We start from the raw sequence: 22949 nt of genomic DNA, 5'->3' as shown, positions 1-22949 counted from the left end.
CCTACTCGACCAGATCTAGGGGCGGAAGGGACTTCACGATCTTCACTGTCTCGAGACTGACGGTGACGATGCGTGCAAGCAGGTCGAGGATATAGCGAGGGTTGTCCTGCTCTTCGGCCCAGTCGTTAGGGTCGTTGACGATCCCCGACGCCTTGTCGGTCTTCACCTCGTAGCGCTCAATGATCCAGTCAATTGCGGAACGTGAGCCGAGCACATACTCGTGCGCCTCTTCGGGGATTCCCGAGACGGTGATGCCGCTGTTGTAAATGACGGTGGTCTTATCTGCGGCGCGTCCTGACTTCGCGTACTTCATTTTCCCCACGCGGTAGCTTGCATTCACGCTTCGCAGCTCGTCGAGCGGATACGGGTCGACCGTCTCATAGTTGAGGTGCAGTGCCGAGAGCTTGCGTCCGGCATCGCTGAACGCCCTGAAATCTCTGACCTTCGGGATGCGCGGCAGCATTTTCTTCAGGTCGTTCGCGAACTGCTCGCGATAACTCTTGCTGTGCAGTACGCCATACACGTAGAAGAAGACATCGTCTTTCGTGACTTCGAGTCCAAAGCTCTTCTGGTATTCAGCCAGAATTTCGTCGGTGACGTTGTCAATTGGTCGATATCGCGGTCCGTCTTCGTCAAGTGCGGACAGTAAGTCGTCCTCGCTCGGTCGCTCATCGAACGTGTAGCGGGGGAAGAATTGACCGCCTTCAGAACCCCATAGATTCAGATCTGGCGGTGATTCGAGCGCAAGCGTCGAGAACGGTTTGGTTGCTCCCAGGCCAGGTATGTAGAAACCCCAGTTCTCAACCTCTTCGGAGGGGAAGGCTGCATGCATTCGGCCGACCCGATGATTCAGATCTCGATCGAAATAGAGCCACTCACGCGTAAACGGACGGTAACTTGCGATCACTGCGCGGGACGGCTGAAGCTCCAACCGTAGGCCTCTTGCAACTTTGGGAAGGAGGCTCGACGACCAACTTATCTTTCTAGGGTCGCGCCCGACAAAGTCCTGCGCCTGGACGGAGCGATCGCTGTTCGACCACTTCTCCGCTTCCTCGTTGAACGTATTCATCGTCGCTTCAACGTTTTTGAGCAGAGCTTTCTTGCTGAAGTTGTATACCCAAGCGTCCCGAGAAGTCCCAATGCCCATGCTGTAATTCCTCAGAAATGCAGGCTGGGTCTTGTCGCTTGTCGACACAAGGGCGGGGAAGGTGTCAAATGTTGTGCTTCGCTGGGCGATCCAGTCGCCCTGCGTGTTCGGTGAGATCTCTGACCATTCAATAGCGCGATAGGTTCCGAATCGACGAATCGTCTCGAGCTTGTCCTCGCGGCTCAGGCCCTCTCCAATATCTTTGTAGAAGATTCGTCCGGCACCGGTCTGTCCCGGATTCTTTATAAAGAGATAGATGGCGATTGTCGATTGGCTGCCTTCGCCAAAGACCTTCCCACCCTCCTTACGCCAATCACCACGCTGGTTTCCGCGCAGGTTGAATACGTAGAGGGAGCTGAAATCTGACTGGAGCGACTTGCGGATACCGTCCATCGAATTGGTCTCAATGAAGCTGCCGTTTGAAACGTAGGCGACGATTCCTTGCTCCCCGACGCGGTCAGTTGCCCATCTCACCGCCCGGATGTAAGAGTCGTACAGCCCCATCTTGTTGGTAGCGGACGACCTAGCCGCATATGTCGTTCGGATCTTCTCATCAAGGTCCGGATACTTAAAACTTTGGTTCTGATCGTTCTCAGATCGCTGCTTGCCAAAGTAGGGAGGGTTACCCACTACGACGCGAATATCCAGGGCTTTCTGGACCTCGGCGCGTTCGTTGTTCTCCGGGAAGACGCCGTGGTTGTCGAGTTCGTCGTCGGCCTCGTTCATCTGGAAGGTGTCGGTGAGGACGATTCCTTCGAACGGGACATACTCGCCACCGGCGAGGTCGTGGTAAGTCTCCTCGATATTGATCGCGGCGACGTAATACGCAAGCAACACGAGTTCGTTAGCGTGTAGCTCGTATCGGTACTTGTAGGCGAGGTCTTCGGGTTTGATGAGGCCGGATTGTAGTAGACGAACGATGAACGTGCCCGTGCCTGTGAACGGGTCGAGTACGTGGACGCCCTTGTCGGAGAGACTGGCTCCGAACTCAGTCTTGAGGGCGTCATCGACGGAGTGGATGATGAAGTCGACTATCTCGTTCGGGGTATACACGATGCCGAGTCGGTCGCTCGTTCCTGAGAACGCTGTCTGGAAAAACTTCTCGTACAGCTCCTTGACGATCTGCTGCTTCGCCGAGGCATCCGTGATTCCGGCAGCCCTGGTGCGAACGGAATCGTAGAACTTGTTGAGTTTTTCCGTCTCCTTGTCGAGGTTCTGTTCTTCCAGCGCGTCGATCATTCGCTGCATGACCTGCGAGACGGGGTTGTGGTCGCTGAAGGCATAGCTCTCAAAGAGGGCGTCGAATACAGGCTTGGTGATGAGGTGCTGGGACAGCATCTCGATTGCATCGCGCTCCGTGATGAAGGGATTTAGATTATCTTGCAGACCCTTGAGGAACCTGGCGAACTCGTCATGCAAGGCAGCGTCTGAGCCTTCAACCAAGGCTTTGATGCGGGTCATGTGGTCAGATGCGATGCCGGCCACGTCCTTTGCCCAGTTCTCCCAATAGCGGCGCTCGCCGACTTTCTGAACGATCTTGGCGAGGATGGCGTCTCGCCATTGGTCGAGGGCAGGGAAGTCGAGGGTGACCGCCCCGTTGTTTATATCCTCTTTGTCCTTGTCTTCGCCCTTGCCGCCTCCTCCAACGCCGATGACGGAGAGCTTGCCCTGGGTGGACTTGGTCAGGTCAATCTTGTTTACCATCGCGTCGAAGCGTTCGTCATGGGCGCGGAGAGCTTGTAGCACCTGCCAGACGACCTTGTATTTCTTGTTGTCGTTCAGAGCCGTCGCGGGGTCCATGTCTGCAGGGACCCCGATGGGCAGAATGACGTACCCGTACTTCTTGCCTTCAAGCTTGCGCATCACCCGGCCCACCGACTGGACGACATCGACGACGGAATCACGGGGGTTGAGAAACATCACCGCGTCGAGGGCGGGGACATCCACGCCTTCAGAGAGGACCTTGGCATTGGTCAGGATGCGAGCATTGCCCGCCCCGGGGTCCTGCTTGAGCCAGTCGAGTTCCTTGTTTCGATTCAGGACGTTGTAGGTGCCGTCAACGTGGTGAACCTCAACGCTAAGAAGAGAGTCGGAGTCTTCATCAAGCGCGTCGATCTCGGCCTCGACCACCCGCTCGAACAGGTTGGCGATCTTCTTCGATTCCGTGATATTCCGCGCGAAGGCGACTGCTCGCTTCATCGGCTCCGGGTCGAGGGCGAACTCTTCCGGCGTGAGAGAACGCTTTGAGAGACCGTTCCAACAGCCCACGATCTTCGCCGCGTCGTCGAGGGTCAACTCGTTGTTCTCGTCGGCCAGGAGACGCTGGAAGCGCGTGGAGATGTAGGACTCGTCAACGGCGAGAACGAGCACCTTGTAGTCGGTGAGGCGACCCATGGAGACTGCTTCACCGAAGCCGAGTCTGTGGAACTCTTCGCCATAGAACTCAGGGCTGTCCATGTCGGTAAGCACGGCCCCAGCCTCTTCAGCCTTCGACCGGCTTGCATCTGCGTAGATGCGCGGAGTGGCGGTCATGTAGAGCCGCTTCTTGCCTTTCATATAACTCTGGTTGTGAACGCGGACGAACGTCGATTCTTCTTCACCCGCGAGGGTCACGCCTGTGGTGCGATGGGCCTCGTCGCAGACGATGAGGTCGAAATCGGGGATGCCTTTGCCCTGCGCCTGAGCGACCACGTCGATGGATTGGTAGGTCGAGAAGATCACGGTGATCCCGTCGAAGCTCTCGGATACTTCGGAGAACTTTTCCACTAACTTGGTGGTGTTCGTCGTCGCTGGGTAGGCGAGGTCGGCGATAGGGATGTCCTCGTCGTTCTTGCGCTTGCCGACACTGACATCTGAGCACACCGCGAAAGAGCGTAGCGGGATGGCGGACTCGATTGTCCACTCCTTCAGAGTCTGGGACAGCAGCGAGATCGACGGCACTAGAAACAGCACAGTGCCGCCGCGCGGAACCAGCTGCTCGACGAGCTTCAGGCTCGTGAAGGTCTTACCCGTGCCGCAGGCCATGATGAGCTTGCCTCGGTCAGCCGACTTGAAGCCGGTCACGACCTTGGCGATTGCCTTCTCCTGGTGAGGGAACAGCTGCTTGGTAGCCTTCTTCGTTAGCCTCCCCGGCGTGCTGAGAGAGAACTGTCCCCAGTCGATGGATGAATCGTCTAGATCTTGAACGCGCAGGCGTTGCACTGGCGGATTCTGATTCTCGATCGCATCCTCAGCGTTGCTGCCCCAGGTGTCACTCGTCGAGATCACCACTCGCGCGGTGAACTCCGGCTTGCCGTCAAAGTTCTTGCTAGACGCAGCCAAGAACGAGTCGATCATTGGCTTGGTGACCGTTGTAGACGGGTCAAAGAATTTGCACTGGATCGCTGTCAGCTCGCCCGTGTCAAGAGCGCGAGCAACCAGGTCGATGCCGGTGTCCTTCCTGGTACCGCGCTGAGGGTATTGCGTCCACATCCAGACATCGCTGTAAAGCTGCGCGTACTGCGGCTCCGTCGTGAGATACGCCTGCATGAGCCGCTCAAAGCGGTCACCCTTGTCACGCTCGTCGTAAGAGACGGACCTCAGCTCATTAAGGATGTCGTGGATGCTCGCGACCATGTAGCGCCTCTTTCAAAATTGCCTGTACTGCCAAGGTATCGGTCGCTCACGACGACCTTGGTAGCCCCGGTACCCCCGAACGGGCATGGAGCCTTCTCCACAAGTCGACGGCCTGGCCGGCTGTCCACAATCTGTCCAGTGTCGCCATTTAGAGGGACAGGCTTTGGCACCCTGCGTAGAGGGAGGGCTCAATGAGCGAATGGGTTGCGCGCTATGAAGAGGGCTACATCACTGCGGACGGAGCGAGCATCACACTCGTCGACGAGATCCATCATGATCACCTGTGGGAGTCTCCCGAAGACGCAGTGCACCAATGGGCTGCGCGAGTGGACCTCCAAGGGTCGGGGGTCCAGCGCGTTGGAAACGGTCTCCAACAAACCGACGACGTTCGGGAGCGCCCCGAGTTTGACCGGTTCGGCGTGGTCAGCATCTGGAGGCGGGTCACTTTCGAACGAACTGCGGTCCCTGCCTCTACAAAGCAAATGTCCGAGGCGGATGGTACAGATGACCTGGGTGTCCACACGACGGAGGGAGGAGCGAGATGATCGACTGGTCTCAGCTTCGCGGGGTGATGTGGCAAGGACGGTGGGACGGCCTGGTCATGATCTATCAGGCACTAGTCACGAACGTGGCGACGCACTGGTGGTTCGGTCCACTGCTGCTGTTGATTCTTCTCACAACGACTCGCAGGGCATGGATTCGACTTCTTCGTTACGTGGGGTCCACCTTCGCTAGGGGCTATGCCGGAGACGGATGACTCACTCGGCGTAACCCCATCGACGGCTCCGCTTCCTCGGCAACCTTGACGGGCTTAGCTATCGGTCTCCCGGGGTCAATCTGCAACTTCTTAGTGAATTTGGCCTTCGCTGGGGAAAGCCTTGGTTCTCGCGACCTGATAGGCGTACCACCTATCAGGAATAACAGGCATGGAGGGCAATGACATGAACAATCCCAAGACGACACGAGCAAACTTCGGGACCGTGCGCCAGCTCAAATCAGGACGATGGCAGGCGCGATACCCGAGAGAAGACGGCGGCCCACGGATGCCGGGCCCGACCATGTTCAAGACCTCCAAGGAAGCACATGTGCACATCGCCAACGTCCAGTCCGACCGGGCTCGTGGCATCTACCACGACCCCCGCAAAGGAGAGCGCCTCCTTGCCATCTATGCCCAGGAGTGGATTGAAAACGGCGGGAGTCGAGGCAAGCTGGCTATCCGCACGACCGAGCTTTACGAAGACTTGCTGGTTCGCCATATCGCCCCGAACATCGGGAAGAGGGCAGTGGGTCAGATCACTCCTGCAATGGTCAGAGGCTGGTACACAGCGCTCGGAAAGGAACTTGCAGAGCGTGCCGCGCGACCTCGTGCAGACGGTGGCGAGCGCGTGGCATCCGGGAAGACCCGGCAGCGCCAGGCCTACGCCTTCCTGAAGGGCGTGATGAACACGGCGAAGACCGACGGGATGGTGGGCTCGAACCCATGCCAGATCATCGGAGCTGGGATGGTGCGCACCGAAGAGCGTCCATTCATGCCCATGGAGGACTTCACCCGTCTTCTGGAGTCCCATCCAGCCGACCTGCAGCCAGTCATCGCTCTGGCTTTTGGGGCGCACCTCAGGCTCGGTGAAGCCGTTGCGCTCCGACGTTCAGATCTCGATCTGGAGAAGGGCACCCTGAAGGTCGTTCGCCAGGCAGTCCAGACACGTCGGGCGGGGGTGGTCATCACTCCGACCAAGACCGAGGACACCCGTTCGGTGGATCTGCCACTTGTTACAGTCGAGGCCATGATCCTGTACTTGGCGTCGGTCCCTCGGGCTCTGCCTGCAGCTCCACTATTCACACGGTCCACCGGGAAGGTCCTCACGAGGGCACAGCTCCAGCACGCCTTCAAGAAGTCCCGTGATTCGACCGACCTGAGGCAGTATCACTTCCACGACCTCCGGCACAGCGGGCTCACCCTCGCCGCACAGAGTGGAGCCACCGTGCGCGAGTTGATGGCCCGAGCTGGGCATTCAACTTCCTCTGCTGCAATGAAGTATCAGCACGCGGCAGAGGAGCGCGGAAGGATCATCGCCGACGGCATGAGCGCGGCCATGAGAACTGGCATGAACAGGCCTCCGAAAACGGCCTGACGAGCGCCGTCTTCGGGACCTAGGGGCACGCGGAGGGCACGAAATCGACCAACACGATTGCATTCGCTACCAAGCGAAATGCAAAAACCCCGGCTGACCGGGGCTTATGCAGTGGAGCGGATGACGGGAATCGAACCCGCGCTATCAGCTTGGGAAGCTGAAGTTCTACCATTGAACTACATCCGCGCGAACTACATCCGCGCGTCCAAGCCGCCGAAGCCGCATGGAACCGTGCCAGCCTATCAAGACTTGCGCCGATAGGCTGGCAGCGTGCTTCTCTCGGATCGTGACATCAAGGCCCAGATCGACGCTGAGCGCATTGCGCTCACGCCCTACGACCCGGAGATGATCCAGCCGTCGAGCATCGACGTGCGGCTGGACCGGTTCTTCAGGTTGTTCGACAACCACAAGTATCCGTTCATCGACCCGGCCGAGGACCAGCCCGAACTCACCCGGCTGATCGAGGCCAAGGGCGACGAACCCTTCATCCTGCACCCGGGCGAATTCGTGCTCGGCGCCACCTTCGAGGCCGTCACCCTGCCCGATGACGTGGCCGCCCGGCTCGAGGGCAAGAGCTCGCTGGGCCGGCTGGGCCTGCTCACCCACTCCACCGCCGGGTTCATCGACCCCGGCTTCACCGGGCACGTCACCCTGGAGCTGAGCAACGTCGCCACCCTGCCGATCAAGCTCTGGCCGGGCATGAAGATCGGCCAGCTGTGCTTCTTCCAGCTCAGCTCCTCGGCCGAGAACCCCTACGGCTCCGCCGCCTACAGCTCCCGCTACCAGGGCCAGCGCGGCCCCACCGCCTCCCGCTCGCACCTGAACTTCCACCGCACCGACACGACCGCAACGGATGCCGGCAGCCTCGGCGCCTAAACCCCTCGCGAACTGAGAGAAAAGCCCATTTGGGGCGCGTTTTTAGGTGCTTAAGTCACAGTTCGCGGGATGTGGAACGTGGCGTTTACGTGGGGGCAGTAAAATCGGGGGCATGACCGACTCAGAGTCCCGCTTTGCCGAGGCGCTGATCGCCGACGGTCCCACCCCGGAGTACCCCGGACGCATGCGCCGATTCGGCCAGCTTGTGGGCACCTGGGCCGCGCACGGCAGCCGGCTCGACGAGGCCACGGGCGAGTGGACCGAACGCGACTTCACCTGGATCGTGCAGTTCATCCTCGATGGGCGCGCGGTGCAGGACGTGGAGGTCGTGGCCAGCGACACGCATCCGTCGGGCTTCGAGACCGTGGCCACGGCCGTGCGCGTCTACGACCAGCTGGCCGGCGCCTGGCGGGTGAGCTACTTCGCCCCCACGCTCGGGGAATACTGCCACCTGGTCGCCACCCCGTACCGCAACGGCCTGCGCCAGGACGGCACCGGCACCGACGGCCGCCCGGTGCGCTGGAACTTCACCTCGATCACCGAGGACGGCTACACCTGGGAAGGCTGGGTGAGTGACGACGAGGGCGCCACCTGGCACCTCGTGGAGCACAACGAGGCCGTTCGCGTGCACTGAGCCCGGCGACGGCCAGGGGGCTCGGCTAACCTGAACGGACCTCATTCGTCCGCACAGAAAGTCGTGACCCTGATGCGCTCCTTCTTGCTCCGCAGCCGGGAGTCCTTCTGGTTTCTGCCGGGTGTGCTCGGCCTCGCCGCGATCGTGCTGGCCGAAGCCCTCGTGGCCCTCGACAGGATCTTGCTGGCGGACGGGGACGGTCGGGTTCTCTTCCTCGACGTGCTCAGCGCCAGCGGCGGCCGGGCAATCCTCGAGATCATCGGCACCTCCATGCTGACGGTGGCCGCGACATCGTTCTCGATCACCATCTCGGTGTTGGCCACGACGTCATCGACGTACGGGCCGCGTCTGGTGCGTAACTTTCTCGCCGACCGAGCGAACCAACTCGTGTTGGCCTCCTTTACCGCCACCTTTCTCTACGCTCTCGTGGTGCTCCGCTCCGTGCGAACCGTCGAAGACGGCGGCAACGATTTCGTGCCCGTTATCTCGACCAACATCGCCGTCTTGTTGGGCATCCTCAATGTGGCCGTCCTGGTGTTCTTCATCCACCACATCGCCGACTCGGTGCAGATCACCACCCTGCAGCGTCGGGTGCAGGCCGACCTCACCCGCGCAGTCGACCTGATCTATCCCGCCCACCCCGGGGCGCAGAGCGTGCAGGCCGCAGTACCGCCCGTACTGACGGCGCAGGCCGTGCCGGCCGCGACCCACGGATACGTCGAGAGGATCGACCTGGCCGCTCTCTGCGAGATCGCCCGGGCCCACGACTGCGTCATCGATGTCGTCGCCATGCCGGGTGTGCACAGAATTGCCGGCGAGGACCTCGTGCGCGTGTCACCTGGCCACCCCGCCGACGAGGTAGCGGATGCCGTGCGCGCGGCCTTCACCCTCGGGGTCGCGCGCACCCCGCATCAAGACGTGCGGTTCGCCGTGCAGCAGTTGGTCGAGGTGGCGGTGCGCGGACTGGCCTCCGGCTCCAACGACCCCTACACGGCCGTGACCGCTCTGGACCTGGCCGCCACCGCACTCGTGCCTGTGCTCAGTCGCGAGCCGGCCGCCACCGGCCTCACGGACGACGCCGGACGCCTGCGCGTGCTGCTGCACTGGCCCACGCCGGAGGACCTCATTGCAGATGTCTTCGGTGGCGTGGAAACGTACGGCCTGGACCATCCGCTGGTGGTCAGGGCTGCGCTCGGACTGGCCGAACGTCTCGCCGCCGTCGCCGCCACGCCCACGGTCGCATCGGTACTGACCGACACCGTGAGGCGACTCGAGTCCACCCGCGCGTAACGACTCAGGGTCGTGCGGGCGCCGCGTCCTGCACGGTGGTGTGCACGACGATCTCCGAGTGCAGCGTGCGGTGCACGGGGCATTTGTCGGCGATCTCGGCCAGCCGCCGACGCTGTTCCTCATCAAGGTCTCCCTCGAACCGGAGAACCCGTTCGATGTGGTCGATCTGCCCCACCACGGTCTCACAGTCCGCGCAGTCCTTGGCGTGCACCCGGTGGTGCCGGAGGGTCACGGTGACTTTTTCCAGCGGCCACTTCTTGCGCTCCGCGTACATACGCACGGTCATCGATGTGCAGGCGCCGAGGCCGGCCAGCACCAGGTCGTACGGGGACGGCCCGGTGTCGGTGCCGATGGGCCGGGGCTCGTCGGCGGTGAGCCGGTGCGGGCCCACCGTGATCTGCTGGGCGTAGCCGCCCGTTCCGCTCTCGGTCACCACGACGAGACCGTCGGCCGGGTCGTCCGGGGTCGAGTCCGCGTGAGCGTCTGTCGTGGTGTCCCATGCTGCAACCGCGTCCGGCGCATCCGCCAGCACTGTGGCCAGCTCCGCCAGGCGGGTGACCGTGTAGTCGGGGGCCGTGAAGTAGCTCGGGTAGGTGTCGCCGCCGCGGTTCAGCCAAGCGGTGGCCAGACCGGCCTCCGCGGCACCGTGGATGTCCCACGGGTGCACCGCCACGAGCAACAGCTCGGCCGGCCGCACGCCGCACGCCTCTGCCGCGTAGTCGTACGCGGCCCGCATCGGCTTCCACGCCCCGGCCTCCTCGACGCTGAGCAGCGCCTCGAAGTGGCTCTCGAGCTCGGCCGCGGCCAGCAGAGACCTGGCCACCTCGGCGGACCCGTTCGACAGCGTGACCAGGCGCATCCCGGTGCCGGTCAGGGCGCGCACGCCCTCGGGTACATCGGGGTGCAGTGCCAGCAGCCCGAACCCGGCCATGATGTGCTCCACGGCCTCGGTGGTGCTTCGCTGGAGAGGAATGTCGCGCAGCACCTCGCGGAGAAGCTCGGAGCCGATCACCGCGAAGGGGGCCGCGCCGCCCGCCACGGCGAGGGCGAAACCGTCCCGCAGCACCGCGGCGAACCACGCGGTGGCCAGATGGGCGGGTGCGCCGACCTGCACGAACCGGGCCTTCAGGCCCGAGAGATCCGAGAGCGTTTCATTGACGTCGAAGACGATCACGGCGGGGGTGGTGTTGGGCATGGGGCGGTTCCTCTCGTTCGGCGGGTATCACACGGCGCGGCCGCGCCGGCGCAGGAGGTCGAGGAACTCGTCGGCCATGGCGAGCTGCTCGGCCAGCTTCCGCCGACGTTCCTCGGCCTGGGAAACGAATGACGCCAGGTCGGCGAGCACGCCGTCCCTGCCCGATGCGTCCCCGGCATCGAGCGTGTCGATGGTCCTCAGCAAGGCCATCATCTCCTCCAGCGAGAAGCCGAGCGGCTTCATTCGGCGGATGAGGATGAGGCGGTCCAGGTCCACCGCGGTGTAAAGCCGGAAGCCACCATCGGTGCGGCCGGAGGGTTTGAGCAGCCCCACCTCGTCGTAGTGCCGGATTGTGCGCAGCGAGAGTCCGGTACGGTCGGCCAGCTCGCCGATGTGCATCGTGGCTGGTGCGTCATCCGTTGGCATGCTCGAGTCCCTCGTTCGCTCTGGCTTAAACCTACCCTTACGTTAGGGTAGAGTTGAAAATGTTGGCTGACAGAACTACCAGCCCCTCCATCCTCGCCGCTCTGGCGGACGGCTGTGCACCCTGTGCGCCCCAATCTTCCTATCCCGTCCCGGCTCGCCTCAGCGAGCCCTGTCGCTGGAGGCCCCCATGGCTCTCATCGAAAAATCGCCCACCCCCGATCGCTACAAGGCTGACCCCTCGGTCCTGACAGCGCTTCGCACCCCGCGCATCCTCACCCGGGAGGTGCTCGCCGGCCTCGTGGTGGCGATGGCACTCATCCCCGAGGCCATCTCGTTCTCGATCATCGCCGGCGTCGACCCTCGGGTGGGCCTGTTCTCCTCGTTCGTGATGGCCGTGTCCATCGCGTTCCTCGGTGGCCGCCCCGCCATGATCACCGCCGCCACCGGCGCCATCGCTCTGGTGATCGCCCCCGTGGCCCGGGAGTACGGCATGGACTACTTCATTGCCACGGTCATCCTGGCTGGACTGCTGCAGGTGGTCCTCGGAGCACTCGGCGTAGCCAAGCTGATGCGGTTCATCCCACGCAGTGTCATGGTCGGCTTCGTCAACTCGTTGGCGATCCTGATCTTCATCGCTCAGCTGCCGCAGCTGCTCGGGGTGCCGTTCATGGTCTACCCGCTCGTGGCCATCGGCATCATCATCATGGTCGTGATGCCCCGGTTCACCAAGATCGTGCCGGCGCCGCTCGTGGCCATCGTGTTGCTCACCATCGCCACCGTCACCATCGCGATCAACGTTCCCACCGTGGGTGACCAGGGCGAACTGCCCAAGAGCCTGCCCGAACTGTTCATCCCGAACGTTCCGCTGAACTGGGACACCCTCTCGATCATCGCGCCCTACGCGTTCGCGATGGCGATGGTGGGAATCCTCGAATCACTGATGACCGCCAAACTCGTCGACGACGTCACCGACACCCACTCCAACAAGACCCGAGAGACCTGGGGCCAGGGAGCGGCCAACATGCTCTCCGGCATCTTCGGCGGCATGGGCGGCTGCGCCATGATCGGCCAGACCATGATCAACGTCAAGGCCTCCGGCGCCCGCACCCGCATCTCCACCTTCCTCCCCGGCGTCTTCCTGTTGGTCCTCGTCGTCGCCCTGGGCGATCTCGTGGCGATCATCCCCATGGCCGCACTCGTGGCCGTGATGATCATCGTGTCGGTGCTCACCTTCGACTGGCACAGCATTCGCCCGGCGACCCTCAAGCGGATGCCGAAGAGCGAGACCACTGTCATGCTTTCCACCGTCGTGGCGGTCGTCATCAGCCACAATCTCGCCATCGGCGTGATCGTGGGTGTGCTCGTGGCCATGGTGGCGTTCGCTCGCAGGGTGGCGCACCTGGTGAACGTGGAGCGCACCCTCGACCTGGACGAGACGGTGCCCACCGCCCGGTACACCGTGACCGGGGCGCTATTCTTCGCCTCGAGCAACGACCTGACGAACCAGTTCGAGTACGCCGACGACCCCGAGCGGGTGGTCATCGATATGTCTGCCTCGCACATCTGGGATGCCTCCACGGTGGCGGCGCTGGATTCGATCACCAACAAGTACAAACGGCACGGCAAGCGCGCCGTGATCGTGGGCCTAAACGAGGCCAGCACCGACATCCACGCCCGGCTGGCGGGCAATCTCGGCGGCGGCCACTAGCGATCCGGGTCGGTCCGACCGCGACCGTGCGCCCGGACTGTACAGTTGCACGACCGAAACCCGTGAGATCGGAGGTGGCCAGACATGTCGAAGAGCGCTGTCGACCCCGCGATTATGTTCCACAGCTGTTCCCAACACGGAGGCCGGCCGTGGCGGTGACAGGCGGCCCGTTCGGGCGGAAGACGAAAGGGCAGCAGCGCACGACGACCGGGTTGTCGAATCTGGTCGTGCACGATTTCTCAGCGTTGCTGGCGCTGATCGTGTTCCTCTTCGTGGTGCTGCTTTTCACGACCTTGCTCAGCCTTCCGGTGGCGGCTGCGGATGGTCGGGCTACGGCGTTTCACGACACTCTCTTCACCGCGGTTTCGGCCATGACGGTGACGGGTCTCGTAACGGTCAATACGGCCGAGCACTGGTCGCTCTTCGGCCAGATCGTGATCCTGCTGGCCATTCAGATCGGTGGTTTGGGCATCGTCACGATCGCCTTGCTCCTATCTCGAGCAGTGACCCGAAAGCTCGGATTGAAGGGACGTATCCTCGCGCGCCAAGGGGTGGGAACCACCAAGCTCGGTGAGGTGCAATCGCTGCTGCGAGTGGTGATCCTGACAACCCTGACTCTGGAGCTGGCGCTGGCCGTATTCTTGGTGCCACGGTTCATAGTGGTGGAGCAGTCCTGGAGCGGCGGCCTCTGGCACGGCGTCTTCTATGCCGTCTCGTCGTTCAACAATGCCGGCTTTACCGCTCATGCCACGGGTCTTTCCGGGTTCGAGAACGACCCGTGGATCCTCGTGCCCATCATGGTCGGGGTACTTGTCGGAAGTTTCGGGTTCCCGGTGTTCCTGGTGCTGATGATCGCCAAGGCCCATTGGCGCAAGTGGAACCTGCACACGAAGCTCACCCTGACGACGACGGGCATCCTGTTGGTTGTCGGCGCTGCACTGTGGGGCGCACTGGAATGGTCCAACAGCGCGACGATCGGTGACCTCACGGTGGGGGAGCGGGTGATGCAGTCCATTTTTGCTTCGACCATGATGCGTTCGGGCGGGTTCTCCCTCGTCGATCCCGCCGCGTCCACCTCGGCGACCCTTCTGGCGACAGACGCGTTGATGTTCGTCGGCGGTGGGTCGGCGTCAACCGCGGGTGGGATCAAGGTCACCACTATCGCGCTGCTGTTCCTGGCGATCATCGCCGAGGCAAAGGGTGACAAGAACCTGATGGTTTTCGGGCGCACCATCCCCGAGCAAACCATGCGGGTGGCAATCAGCGTGACCTTCTTCGGGGCAACGCTGGTGCTCGGCGCCAGTGGGCTGCTCATGCTGGTCAGCGACGCATCGCTCGATCACATTCTCTTCGAGGTGATCTCAGCCTTCGCCACCTGCGGGTTGAGCGTGGGGCTCAGCGCCGAGTTGCCGCCGGCGGGGAAGTACATCCTCGCCGCCCTGATGTTCGCCGGCCGGATCGGTCCGATCGGGTTGGCGTCAGCGTTGGCGCTGCGCCGACGCAACCTGCTCTACAGGTATCCCGAGGAGCAGCCCGTCATCGGCTGACCGGCGTCACCGGAGTACTCGTCGTCTTCCTCGGCCGACAGTGTGGTGTCGTTGGACAAGCGTGACGATCGTGACGATCAGCAAGATCCCGATCAGGGGACTGGCGAACTGGCGCAGCAGCATCCGCCACCACGGAGTGCGCCTGGCGAACGTCAGTTCGTTCCGACCTCGTGCAGGCGGAGGGCGGCCTCCGCCGACGACAGTCCCGCACTCCAGGCAACACGCCGAGACACGGCAAATGCACACATGTGCATCCGGATTCGGCGCCTGATCCCGTGGCGTGATTTAGGCCTCACGCTGACCTCAACCACTACATGTAGCGGCACTAGGGACCAAAGGCACCCAAATATAGTGATTTTGCGACGGCGCCGTCCCTATGCTGAGAGCGTGAATTCATCCATCAGCGCCCCGGCCCGGATCCCCGCCACCCACGACGTCGTCGTCGACCAGACCAGGCCGGCGCCGGCGCCCAAGACCATCCGGGTCGTCAAACGCGACGGCCGCCGGGTGGACTTCGACGACACCAAGGTTTACGAGGCCCTGGTGAAGGCGGCGGTGGAGATCCACCGCGACATGACGCCGCTGGTGCACCGGGTGATCGCCGACATCGTCGTCGCGGTCAACCGGGAGATAGCGGGCCGCTTCACCACCGACATCAAGATCTACGAGGTGCAGAACATCGTGGAGCACGCGCTGCTGGAAAACCACGAATACGACCTCGCCGAGAAGTACATCGGCTACCGCACCCAGCGCGACTTCGCCCGCAGCAAGTCCACCGACATCAACCACTCGATCATCAACCTGCTCAGCCGCGACTCGAGCGTGGTGAATGAGAACGCCAACAAAGACAGCGACGTCTTCAACACCCAGCGTGACCTCACCGCCGGAGCCGTGGGCAAGGCCATCGGCCACAAGATGCTCCCGCCGCACGTGTCCAACGCCCACCAGAAGGGCGACATCCACTTTCACGACCTGGACTACAGCCCCTACGCGCCGATGACCAACTGCTGCCTGATCGACTTCACGGGCATGCTCAGTCGCGGTTTCCGCATCGGCAACGCCGACGTGGAGCCGCCCCGCTCCATCCAGACCGCCACCGCGCAGATCTCGCAGATCATCGCCAATGTGGCATCCAGCCAGTACGGCGGATGCTCCGCCAACCGCACCGACGAACTCCTGGCCCCCTACGCCAGGGCCAACTTCGCCAAACACCTCGCCGACGCCCAGAAGTGGATCGCCGACGAGACCCAGCACAACTCCTACGCGGAGGAGAAGACCCGCAAGGACATCTACGACGCGATGCAGAGCCTCGAATACGAGATCAACACCCTGTTCACCTCCAACGGGCAGACCCCGTTCGTCTCGCTCGGCTTCGGCCTGGGCACCGACTGGTTCGAGCGGGAGATCCAGCGGGCGATCCTGCAGATCCGCATCGACGGGCTCGGCAGCGAGAAGCGCACCGCGATCTTCCCCAAGCTGATCTTCACCCTCAAGCGCGGCCTCAACCTCGCCGAAGGCGACCCGAACTACGACATCAAGCGGCTCGCGCTGGAGTGCTCGACCAAGCGGATGTACCCGGATGTGCTCAGCTACGACAAGCTTGTCGAGATCACCGGCAGCTTCAAGGTGCCGATGGGCTGCCGCTCGTTCCTGCAGGGCTGGAGAGACGCCGACGGCAACGACGTCTCCGAGGGCCGGATGAACCTGGGTGTGGTGACGGTGAACCTGCCGCGCATCGCGCTGGAGGCCGCCGGCGACCAGGCCAAGTTCTGGAGCATCCTCGAGGATCGCCTGGCAATCACCCGCGACGCCCTGGTCTACCGCATCGAACGGTGCAAACAGGCGACCCCCGCGAACGCCCCGATCCTCTACGTCTACGGCGCATTCGGCCGGCAGTTGGCCCGCACCGACTCGGTCGACACCCTCTTCAGAGACGGCCGCTCCACGGTGTCGCTGGGCTACATCGGCCTCTACGAGGTGGCCGCCGCGTTCTTCGGCGGCGACTGGGAGGGCGACGCCGAGGCCAAGGCGTTCACGCTCGACATCCTCAAATCCCTCGACGCGCACACCAAGGCGTGGACCGCAGAGTACGGCTACCAGTTCAGCGTCTACTCCACCCCGAGCGAGAGCCTGACCGACCGGTTCTCCCGCCTCGACAAGGCCAAGTTCGGCTCGGTGGAGAACATCACCGACAAGGAGTACTACACCAACAGCTTCCACTACGACGTGCGCAAGAACCCCACCCCGTTCGAGAAGCTCGACTTCGAGAAGGACTACCCGGTGTTCTCCTCCGGCGGCTTCATCCACTACTGCGAGTACCCGGTGCTGCAGCAGAACCCCAAGGCGCTTGAGGCCGTCTGGGACTACGCCTACGACCGGGTGGGGTACCTCGGCACCAACACCCCCATCGACCGCTGCTACAAATGCGACTTCGCCGGCGACTTCACCCCCACCGAGCGCGGTTTTGCGTGCCCGGACTGCGGCAACGATGACCCGGCCAGCTGTGACGTGGTCAAGCGCACCTGCGGCTACCTCGGCAACCCGCAGGCCCGCCCGATGGTGCACGGCCGCCACCAGGAGATCGTCTCCAGGGTCAAGCACATGGCCGGCGCCACCGGCTTGAGCGGCTCGCTCTAGGATGCGTCATCCGCAGCCCGGGGAGTGGCTCGCCGACAAGCTCAGCCAGGGCTTCGTCGGCGACTACAAGCCGTTCATGTTCGTCGACGGTGAGGGGGTGCGCTGCAGCCTCTATGTGAGCGGATGCCTGTTCGCCTGCGAGGGCTGCTTCAACCGGGCGACCTGGAACTTCCGGTTCGGCACCCCGTACACCGCCGAGCTCGAGGACCGGATTGTCGCCGACCTGGGGCAGCCGTATGTGCAGGGGCTCACCCTGCTCGGCGGCGAACCGTTCCTCAACACCGGGGTGTGCCTGCCGCTGGCCCGCCGGGTGCGCGCGGAGTTCGGCGCGAAGAGGGACATCTGGTCGTGGACCGGTTACGTCTTCGAGGAGCTGCTGCTGGACAGCCCCGACAAGCTGGAGCTGCTCGGCTTGGTCGACGTGCTCGTTGACGGCCCGTTCGACGAGGCCCTGAAAGACCTGCGTCTGCAGTTCCGCGGCAGCAGCAACCAGCGCATCATCGACGTGCAGAAGTCCCTTGCCTCGGGTCAGACCGTGCTCTGGGCGACACCGGACGAGATGGCCAGCCTCAGCGTCAGGCCGCCCAGCAGCCCCGAATGCCCCGGGAAGTGCCAAGATGACCACACGGGCGCGTGACGCCCACGGGACGCAAAGGAGTTGACCCATGGCCAAGCGGGATTACACACCGGACCAGCAGATCGATCGGCTGCGCATCTACAACGTCGTCGCCGGGAGCCTGCACCTGGTTCAGGCCGTCCTGTTCGCGGTGATCCTCACGATGCTCAGTTCGCAGGTTCTGTTCGCCGTCACCGCGGACTACCTGGCCGGCCCGCCCGGAGTCCCGATCCCGCCGGAACGGGTCACGCTCTTCGAGGTGAACATCGGTGTCGGTGTGGTCGCCTTCCTCGCGCTGAGCGCCTTCTTCCACTTTCTGATCTCGAGTCCCTGGTTCTTCAACCGGTACAAGACCGGGCTCCTGAGCAATCACAACTACTTTCGGTGGGTCGAGTACTCCCTGAGTTCATCGATCATGATCTGGCTGATCCTGGCGATCAACGGCGTCACCGACATCGGAGCGCTGTTCGCCGTCTTTGCGGTCAACGCGGCCATGATCATGTTCGGAGCGCTGCAGGAGAAGTACGAGCAGCCGGGGACGGGTGGGATGCTGCCCTTCATCTTCGGTTCCATGGTCGGCATCGTCCCGTGGATCTTGATCCTCATCTACTTCCTGCGGCCCGGCAGCGCCAGCGACGTTGCGGCCCCCGGCTTCGTGGTCGGCATCGTCATCTCGTTGTTCGTGTTCTTCAACACCTTCGCCATCAACCAGTGGCTGCAGTACAAGCAGGTGGGCAAGTGGAAGAGCTACCTGCAGGGCGAACGCACCTACATCACGCTGAGCCTCGTGGCCAAAACGGCACTGGCCTGGCAGGTTTTCTCGGGCGCCATCATCCCGGCGATCGCCAGCTGAGCCTTTCGCTGGGCCGCTCTAATGTGTTCACTTGTTGACGGCACCAGTGAAATGCTGCACTCTTGTATACATGCCGGTGCGCCAACGAAGCAATCCAGGGTCGCAAAGCGCCCTACGGCTCTCGAACCAGCAGCGAATCCTTTCCACGGTCTCCGGCGGACCAACGACGCAGGCTGAAATTGCCCGTGCCACCGGGCTTTCTGCCGCGACTGTCTCGAACATTGTGAAGGTCCTCGTTGATCTCGGTCTGGTCGCGACATCACCGACCTTGAGTTCCGGCCGGCGAGCCCGGCTGGTGAGCCTGTCTTCTACCGATGGCGCGGTGTCGGTGGGCATGGACTTCGGCCGCCGTCACGTGCGCATCATTGTGGCCACGCTCGACTACCGGGTGATCGCAGAGAAGGAGGTCGAGATCCCCGTCGGGTACACGGCCGCCGAGGCGCTGGACATCGCGGCCAACCTGCTCACCTCGACCCTGAACCACGCCAGGGTGCAGCGCGCGTCGGTGCTCGGCGTCGGCGTCGGAGTGCCCGGTCCGATCGACCGGCGCACCGGCACCGTGCTCGACGGCGCCATTCTGCCCGAGTGGGTGGGCGTCACCGTCGGCATGCTCGAGGAGATCCTCGAGGTGCCGGTGTATCTGGAGAACGACGCGAACCTGGGCGTGCTCGCCGAGGTCACCTGGGGATCGCATGCAGGCACCCCTACTGTCGTGTTCGTCAAGGTGGGTACCGGAATCGGCGCCGGGTTGATTCTGAACGGCGTTCCGTATGCCGGGAATATCGGTCTGTCCGGGGAGATCGGTCACACACCCATTTACGAGCACGGGCTGTTGTGCCGCTGTGGCAACCGCGGATGCCTTGAGACCGTGGCCTCCACCACCATCATGATCGAACTGCTCTCGCGCACCCTCGCCCGCCCGGTGCGAACGAGGGACATCGTGCGGTTGGCACTCGAGGGTGACGAACGCGCCATCCGTGTGGTCGAAGAGGCCGGCCTTGCCGTGGGTCGATCTATCGCTGCGATCACCAACCTCATCAACCCGCACACGATCATCGTCGGCGGCCCGCTGACCGGGCTGGGCGAAATGCTGCTCGGCCCGATCCGCAGCGCGCTCCAGCGCTATGCAGTGCCGATGATCATGGAGACCACCGACCTGGTGATGTCGTCGTTGGGGGAGCGGGCCGAAGCGCTCGGTGGCGCGGCTCTTGTGCTGCAACAGGCGGGGATAAAACCCACCGTTAGCTGATCGTTGCCAATTCCCTGCGTTAACAAGTTGACGACAACCCTGCGCCGGGTCTAGCGTTCAGATCAGGGCCGCTCGACAGGGCCTGATCAGACGAGGAGGTCAGACGTGGAGACGGCTCACAGCGCTCACCCCACCATCCTGGAGATGCGGTCCATCACCAAGGAGTTCCCGGGTGTCAAAGCCCTCGACAAGGTGTCACTCACCGTGCGGGCCGAAGAGATCCACGCGATCTGCGGCGAGAACGGGGCCGGCAAGTCCACGCTGATGAAGGTGCTGTCCGGCGTGTACCCCTTCGGCACCTACGACGGCGACATCGTCTACGAAGGCCAGGTGGTGCGCTTCCGTGACATCAAGCAGAGCGAGGCCGCCGGCATTGTCATCATCCACCAGGAACTCGCGCTCATCCCCGAGCTCTCGATCACCGAGAACATCTTCCTCGGCAACGAGCCCGGCCGCCGGGGCATCATCAACTGGGTCGACGCCCAGCGCCGGGCAGTCGAGCTGCTCGCCCGCGTCGGGCTCGACGACGACCCGGACACCCAGGTGAAGAACATCGGTGTCGGCAAGCAGCAGCTGGTGGAGATCGCCAAGGCGCTGAACAAGAACGTGAAGCTGCTCATTCTGGACGAGCCCACCGCCGCCCTCAACGAGAGCGACTCGCAGCACCTGCTCGACCTGATCCGCGGCCTCAAGGGCAAGGGCATCTCGTCGATCATGATCTCCCACAAGCTCAACGAGATCGAGCAGATCGCCGACCAGATCACCATCATCCGCGATGGCAAGTCCATCGAAACTCTCGACGTGGTGGCGGACGGAGTCGACGAAGACCGCATCATCCGCGGCATGGTCGGGCGCACGCTGGGCAATCGGTTCCCCGAACACACCGCCAAGATCGGCGAGGTCTTCTTCGAGGTGCGCGACTGGACTGTGCAGCACCCCCTCACCGCCGAGCGCCAGGTGGTGAAGAACTCGAGCTTCACCGTTCGTCGCGGTGAGGTCGTGGGGTTCGCCGGCCTCATGGGCGCCGGGCGCACCGAGCTCGCGATGAGCCTGTTCGGCCGTTCGTACGGCAAGTTCATCTCCGGCCAGGTGTTCAAGGACGGCGAAGAGATCAAGCTGCGTACCGTCGCCGAGGCGATCGGGCACGGGATCGCCTACGTCAGCGAAGACCGCAAGTCCCTGGGCCTCAACCTGCTCGACACCATCAAGCGGTCCATCGTCTCGGCCAAGCTCAGCAAGATCTCTCGCGGCGTCGTCGTGAACGAACTCGAGGAGGCGCAGGTCTCCGAGCAGTACCGCAAGAGCCTGCGCATCAAGACGCCCACCGTTGAGGAGGGGGTGACCAAGCTCTCCGGCGGCAACCAGCAGAAGGTTGTGCTGGCCAAGTGGATGTTCACCGATCCCGACCTGCTGATCCTGGACGAACCGACGCGCGGCATCGATGTGGGTGCCAAGGCCGAGGTGTACCAGATCATCCGCGACCTCGCCGCACGGGGCACGGGCATCATCATGATCTCGTCAGAGCTGCCTGAGCTCCTCGGTGTCTCTGACCGCATCTACACGATTTTCGAAGGCAAGATCACCAACGAACTCCCGGTCGCCCAGGCCGATCCCGAAACCCTTATGCGGAGCATGACCTCCTCCTCACAGAAAGCAGTCGCGTAATGAGCGCACCCGATACTGACAAGCGCAGCGGATTCGACATCCGTGACCTGAAGAGTCTGTTCGGCGGCGGTGGGTCGCTCAAGCAGTTCGGCATCCTCGGCGCCCTCGTCGCGATCATCATCATCTTCCAGGTCTGGACGGGCGGTAAGACCCTCCAGCCCGGCAACATCATCAACATCGTGCAGCAGTACTCCTACATCCTGATTCTGGCGATCGGCATGGTGATGGTGATCATCGCCGGCCACATCGACCTCTCGGTCGGTTCGGTCGCGGCGTTCACCGGCATCATCGTTGCTCTGGCCATGAAGGACTGGAACTTTCCGTGGTGGGCAGCCATCATCCTCGGACTTGTTGTGGGTGGCCTCATCGGCGCCTGGCAGGGGTTCTGGGTGGCCTATATCGGCGTTCCGGCGTTCATCGTGACGCTGGCCGGCATGCTCATCTGGCGCGGCGGCAACCAGTTCATCGGCGACTCGGCCACCGTGCCGGTCGACGCAGGGTTCCAGGTCATCGGCAAGGGCTACCTGCCCGAATTCGGCCCCAACCTGGGCGTGAACAACCTCACCATGCTCCTGGGAATCGTTGTCGTGCTGATCCTCATCGGCCTCGAGGTGCGCGGACGCCGCACCCGCGCGGTGATGGGAGCGGCCTCCGCGCCGGCCTGGATCAGCATCGCCCGCATCGTCATTCTCGGCGGGGTGGTCCTGGTGGCGGCCTTCCTGTTCGCCACCGGCCGCGTCGGTACCAGCTTCCCGGTCTCCGGCATCATCCTCGCCGTTCTCGTCGTGGCGTACTCGTTCCTCACGAACCGCACCACCATCGGCCGGCACATCTACGCTGTCGGCGGCAACAAGCACGCTGCCGAGCTGTCAGGCGTCAACTCGAGGCGGGTCAACTTCTTCGTGATGATGAACATGTCGGTGCTGGCCGCGCTTGCCGGCATGATCTTCGTCGCTCGTTCCCAGGCTTCCGGCCCGTTCGACGGCACCGGCTGGGAGCTCGACGCGATCGCGGCCGTGTTCATCGGCGGTGCGGCGGTCTCGGGCGGCATCGGCACCGTCGCCGGCTCCATCATCGGTGGACTGGTGATGGCTGTGCTGTCGAACGGACTGGCGCTCAAGGGCATCTCGTCCGACCTCGTGCAGATCATCAAGGGCCTCGTTCTCCTGATCGCCGTGGGCGTCGACGTCTTCAACAAGTCGCAGGGACGCCCGTCGATCATCGGACTGATGACGCGTAACCAGGGTGGTCGGGGCGGCCAGAAGCTGGCCGAGGAGCCCACATCCAGCCAGGTCACCCCGGGTGGCGGAACCCCCGACACTGTGGTGCCGGCCGACCTCAAGAATTAGCTTCCACGCT

General features: G+C 63.2%; 16 protein-coding genes and 1 tRNA gene. 12 read left to right on the top strand and 5 right to left on the bottom strand.

The window, feature by feature from the left end:
• Position 1: 1 nt before the first annotated feature.
• Positions 2-4762 carry a type ISP restriction/modification enzyme gene (locus BJQ95_RS18515; protein WP_130176727.1) on the bottom strand — a complete coding sequence of 1587 codons (4761 nt, stop codon included), beginning with the start codon at positions 4760-4762 and terminating at the stop codon, positions 2-4.
• A 926-nt stretch (positions 4763-5688) separates the two neighbouring features.
• On the opposite strand from BJQ95_RS18515, the gene BJQ95_RS18510 reads away from it, so the two are divergent.
• On the top strand, positions 5689-6894 hold the full coding sequence (locus BJQ95_RS18510; RefSeq protein WP_130176728.1) for a site-specific integrase: 1206 nt from the start codon (positions 5689-5691) through the stop codon (positions 6892-6894).
• 112 nt (positions 6895-7006) lie between these two features.
• On the opposite strand, the gene BJQ95_RS18505 is transcribed toward BJQ95_RS18510, so the two are convergent.
• Positions 7007-7080, bottom strand: a tRNA-Gly gene (locus tag BJQ95_RS18505).
• 84 nt (positions 7081-7164) lie between these two features.
• On the opposite strand from BJQ95_RS18505, the gene dcd reads away from it, so the two are divergent.
• From dcd to BJQ95_RS18490, 3 genes are all read left to right on the top strand, one after another.
• Positions 7165-7770: a dCTP deaminase gene (dcd, locus tag BJQ95_RS18500; RefSeq protein ID WP_130176729.1), complete on the top strand. Its 606-nt coding sequence runs from the start codon at positions 7165-7167 to the stop codon at positions 7768-7770.
• Between the two features lie 112 nt (positions 7771-7882).
• On the top strand, positions 7883-8404 hold the full coding sequence (locus BJQ95_RS18495; protein ID WP_130176730.1) for a hypothetical protein: 522 nt from the start codon (positions 7883-7885) through the stop codon (positions 8402-8404).
• 72 nt (positions 8405-8476) lie between these two features.
• Complete coding sequence (locus tag BJQ95_RS18490) at positions 8477-9694, top strand: DUF2254 domain-containing protein (RefSeq protein WP_130176731.1); 1218 nt, start codon at positions 8477-8479, stop codon at positions 9692-9694.
• A 4-nt stretch (positions 9695-9698) separates the two neighbouring features.
• On the opposite strand, the gene BJQ95_RS18485 is transcribed toward BJQ95_RS18490, so the two are convergent.
• Together BJQ95_RS18485 and BJQ95_RS18480 are read right to left on the bottom strand one after the other, a co-directional pair.
• Positions 9699-10889 carry a haloacid dehalogenase type II gene (locus tag BJQ95_RS18485; RefSeq protein WP_240694636.1) on the bottom strand — a complete coding sequence of 397 codons (1191 nt, stop codon included), beginning with the start codon at positions 10887-10889 and terminating at the stop codon, positions 9699-9701.
• A 27-nt stretch (positions 10890-10916) separates the two neighbouring features.
• The gene (locus BJQ95_RS18480) at positions 10917-11315 is read right to left on the bottom strand and encodes a MerR family transcriptional regulator (protein WP_130176732.1); all 399 of its coding nucleotides are present in this window, start codon (positions 11313-11315) and stop codon (positions 10917-10919) included.
• A gap of 187 nt (positions 11316-11502) precedes the next feature.
• Here BJQ95_RS18480 and BJQ95_RS18475 point away from each other — a divergent pair, with 187 nt between their 5' ends.
• Entirely contained in the window at positions 11503-13023 is a 1521-nt protein-coding gene (locus tag BJQ95_RS18475) for a SulP family inorganic anion transporter (protein ID WP_130176733.1), read from the top strand.
• Positions 13024-13250: 227 nt separating this feature from the next.
• Complete coding sequence (locus BJQ95_RS18470) at positions 13251-14570, top strand: TrkH family potassium uptake protein (RefSeq protein ID WP_240694637.1); 1320 nt, start codon at positions 13251-13253, stop codon at positions 14568-14570.
• A 6-nt stretch (positions 14571-14576) separates the two neighbouring features.
• Here BJQ95_RS18470 and BJQ95_RS18465 read toward each other — a convergent pair whose 3' ends face one another.
• Positions 14577-14693, bottom strand: a complete 117-nt coding sequence (locus BJQ95_RS18465) for a hypothetical protein (protein WP_256041462.1) — start codon at positions 14691-14693, stop codon at positions 14577-14579.
• A gap of 264 nt (positions 14694-14957) precedes the next feature.
• Here BJQ95_RS18465 and nrdD point away from each other — a divergent pair, with 264 nt between their 5' ends.
• The 6 genes from nrdD to mmsB all read left to right on the top strand — a co-directional run bounded on the left by nrdD (position 14958) and on the right by mmsB (position 22939).
• Entirely contained in the window at positions 14958-17207 is a 2250-nt protein-coding gene (nrdD, locus tag BJQ95_RS18460; protein ID WP_240694638.1) for an anaerobic ribonucleoside-triphosphate reductase, read from the top strand.
• A gap of 1 nt (position 17208) precedes the next feature.
• Positions 17209-17844, top strand: a complete 636-nt coding sequence (gene nrdG / locus BJQ95_RS18455; protein ID WP_130176735.1) for an anaerobic ribonucleoside-triphosphate reductase activating protein — start codon at positions 17209-17211, stop codon at positions 17842-17844.
• Between the two features lie 28 nt (positions 17845-17872).
• On the top strand, positions 17873-18676 hold the full coding sequence (heR, locus tag BJQ95_RS18450) for a heliorhodopsin HeR (protein WP_130176736.1): 804 nt from the start codon (positions 17873-17875) through the stop codon (positions 18674-18676).
• A gap of 70 nt (positions 18677-18746) precedes the next feature.
• Positions 18747-19925, top strand: coding sequence for an ROK family transcriptional regulator (locus tag BJQ95_RS18445; RefSeq protein WP_130176737.1), 1179 nt, complete (start codon positions 18747-18749; stop codon positions 19923-19925).
• A 144-nt stretch (positions 19926-20069) separates the two neighbouring features.
• Positions 20070-21590, top strand: a complete 1521-nt coding sequence (gene mmsA / locus BJQ95_RS18440; RefSeq protein WP_130176758.1) for a multiple monosaccharide ABC transporter ATP-binding protein — start codon at positions 20070-20072, stop codon at positions 21588-21590.
• Positions 21591-21628: 38 nt separating this feature from the next.
• A complete protein-coding gene (gene mmsB / locus BJQ95_RS18435; RefSeq protein ID WP_130176759.1) occupies positions 21629-22939 on the top strand; it encodes a multiple monosaccharide ABC transporter permease in 1311 nt (436 codons plus the stop codon).
• Positions 22940-22949 lie beyond the last annotated feature (10 nt).

The sequence above is a fragment of the Cryobacterium sp. SO1 genome (genome assembly GCF_004210215.2).
GTDB lineage: Bacteria > Actinomycetota > Actinomycetes > Actinomycetales > Microbacteriaceae > Cryobacterium.
This window is presented reverse-complemented; position numbering and strand designations above follow the sequence as displayed.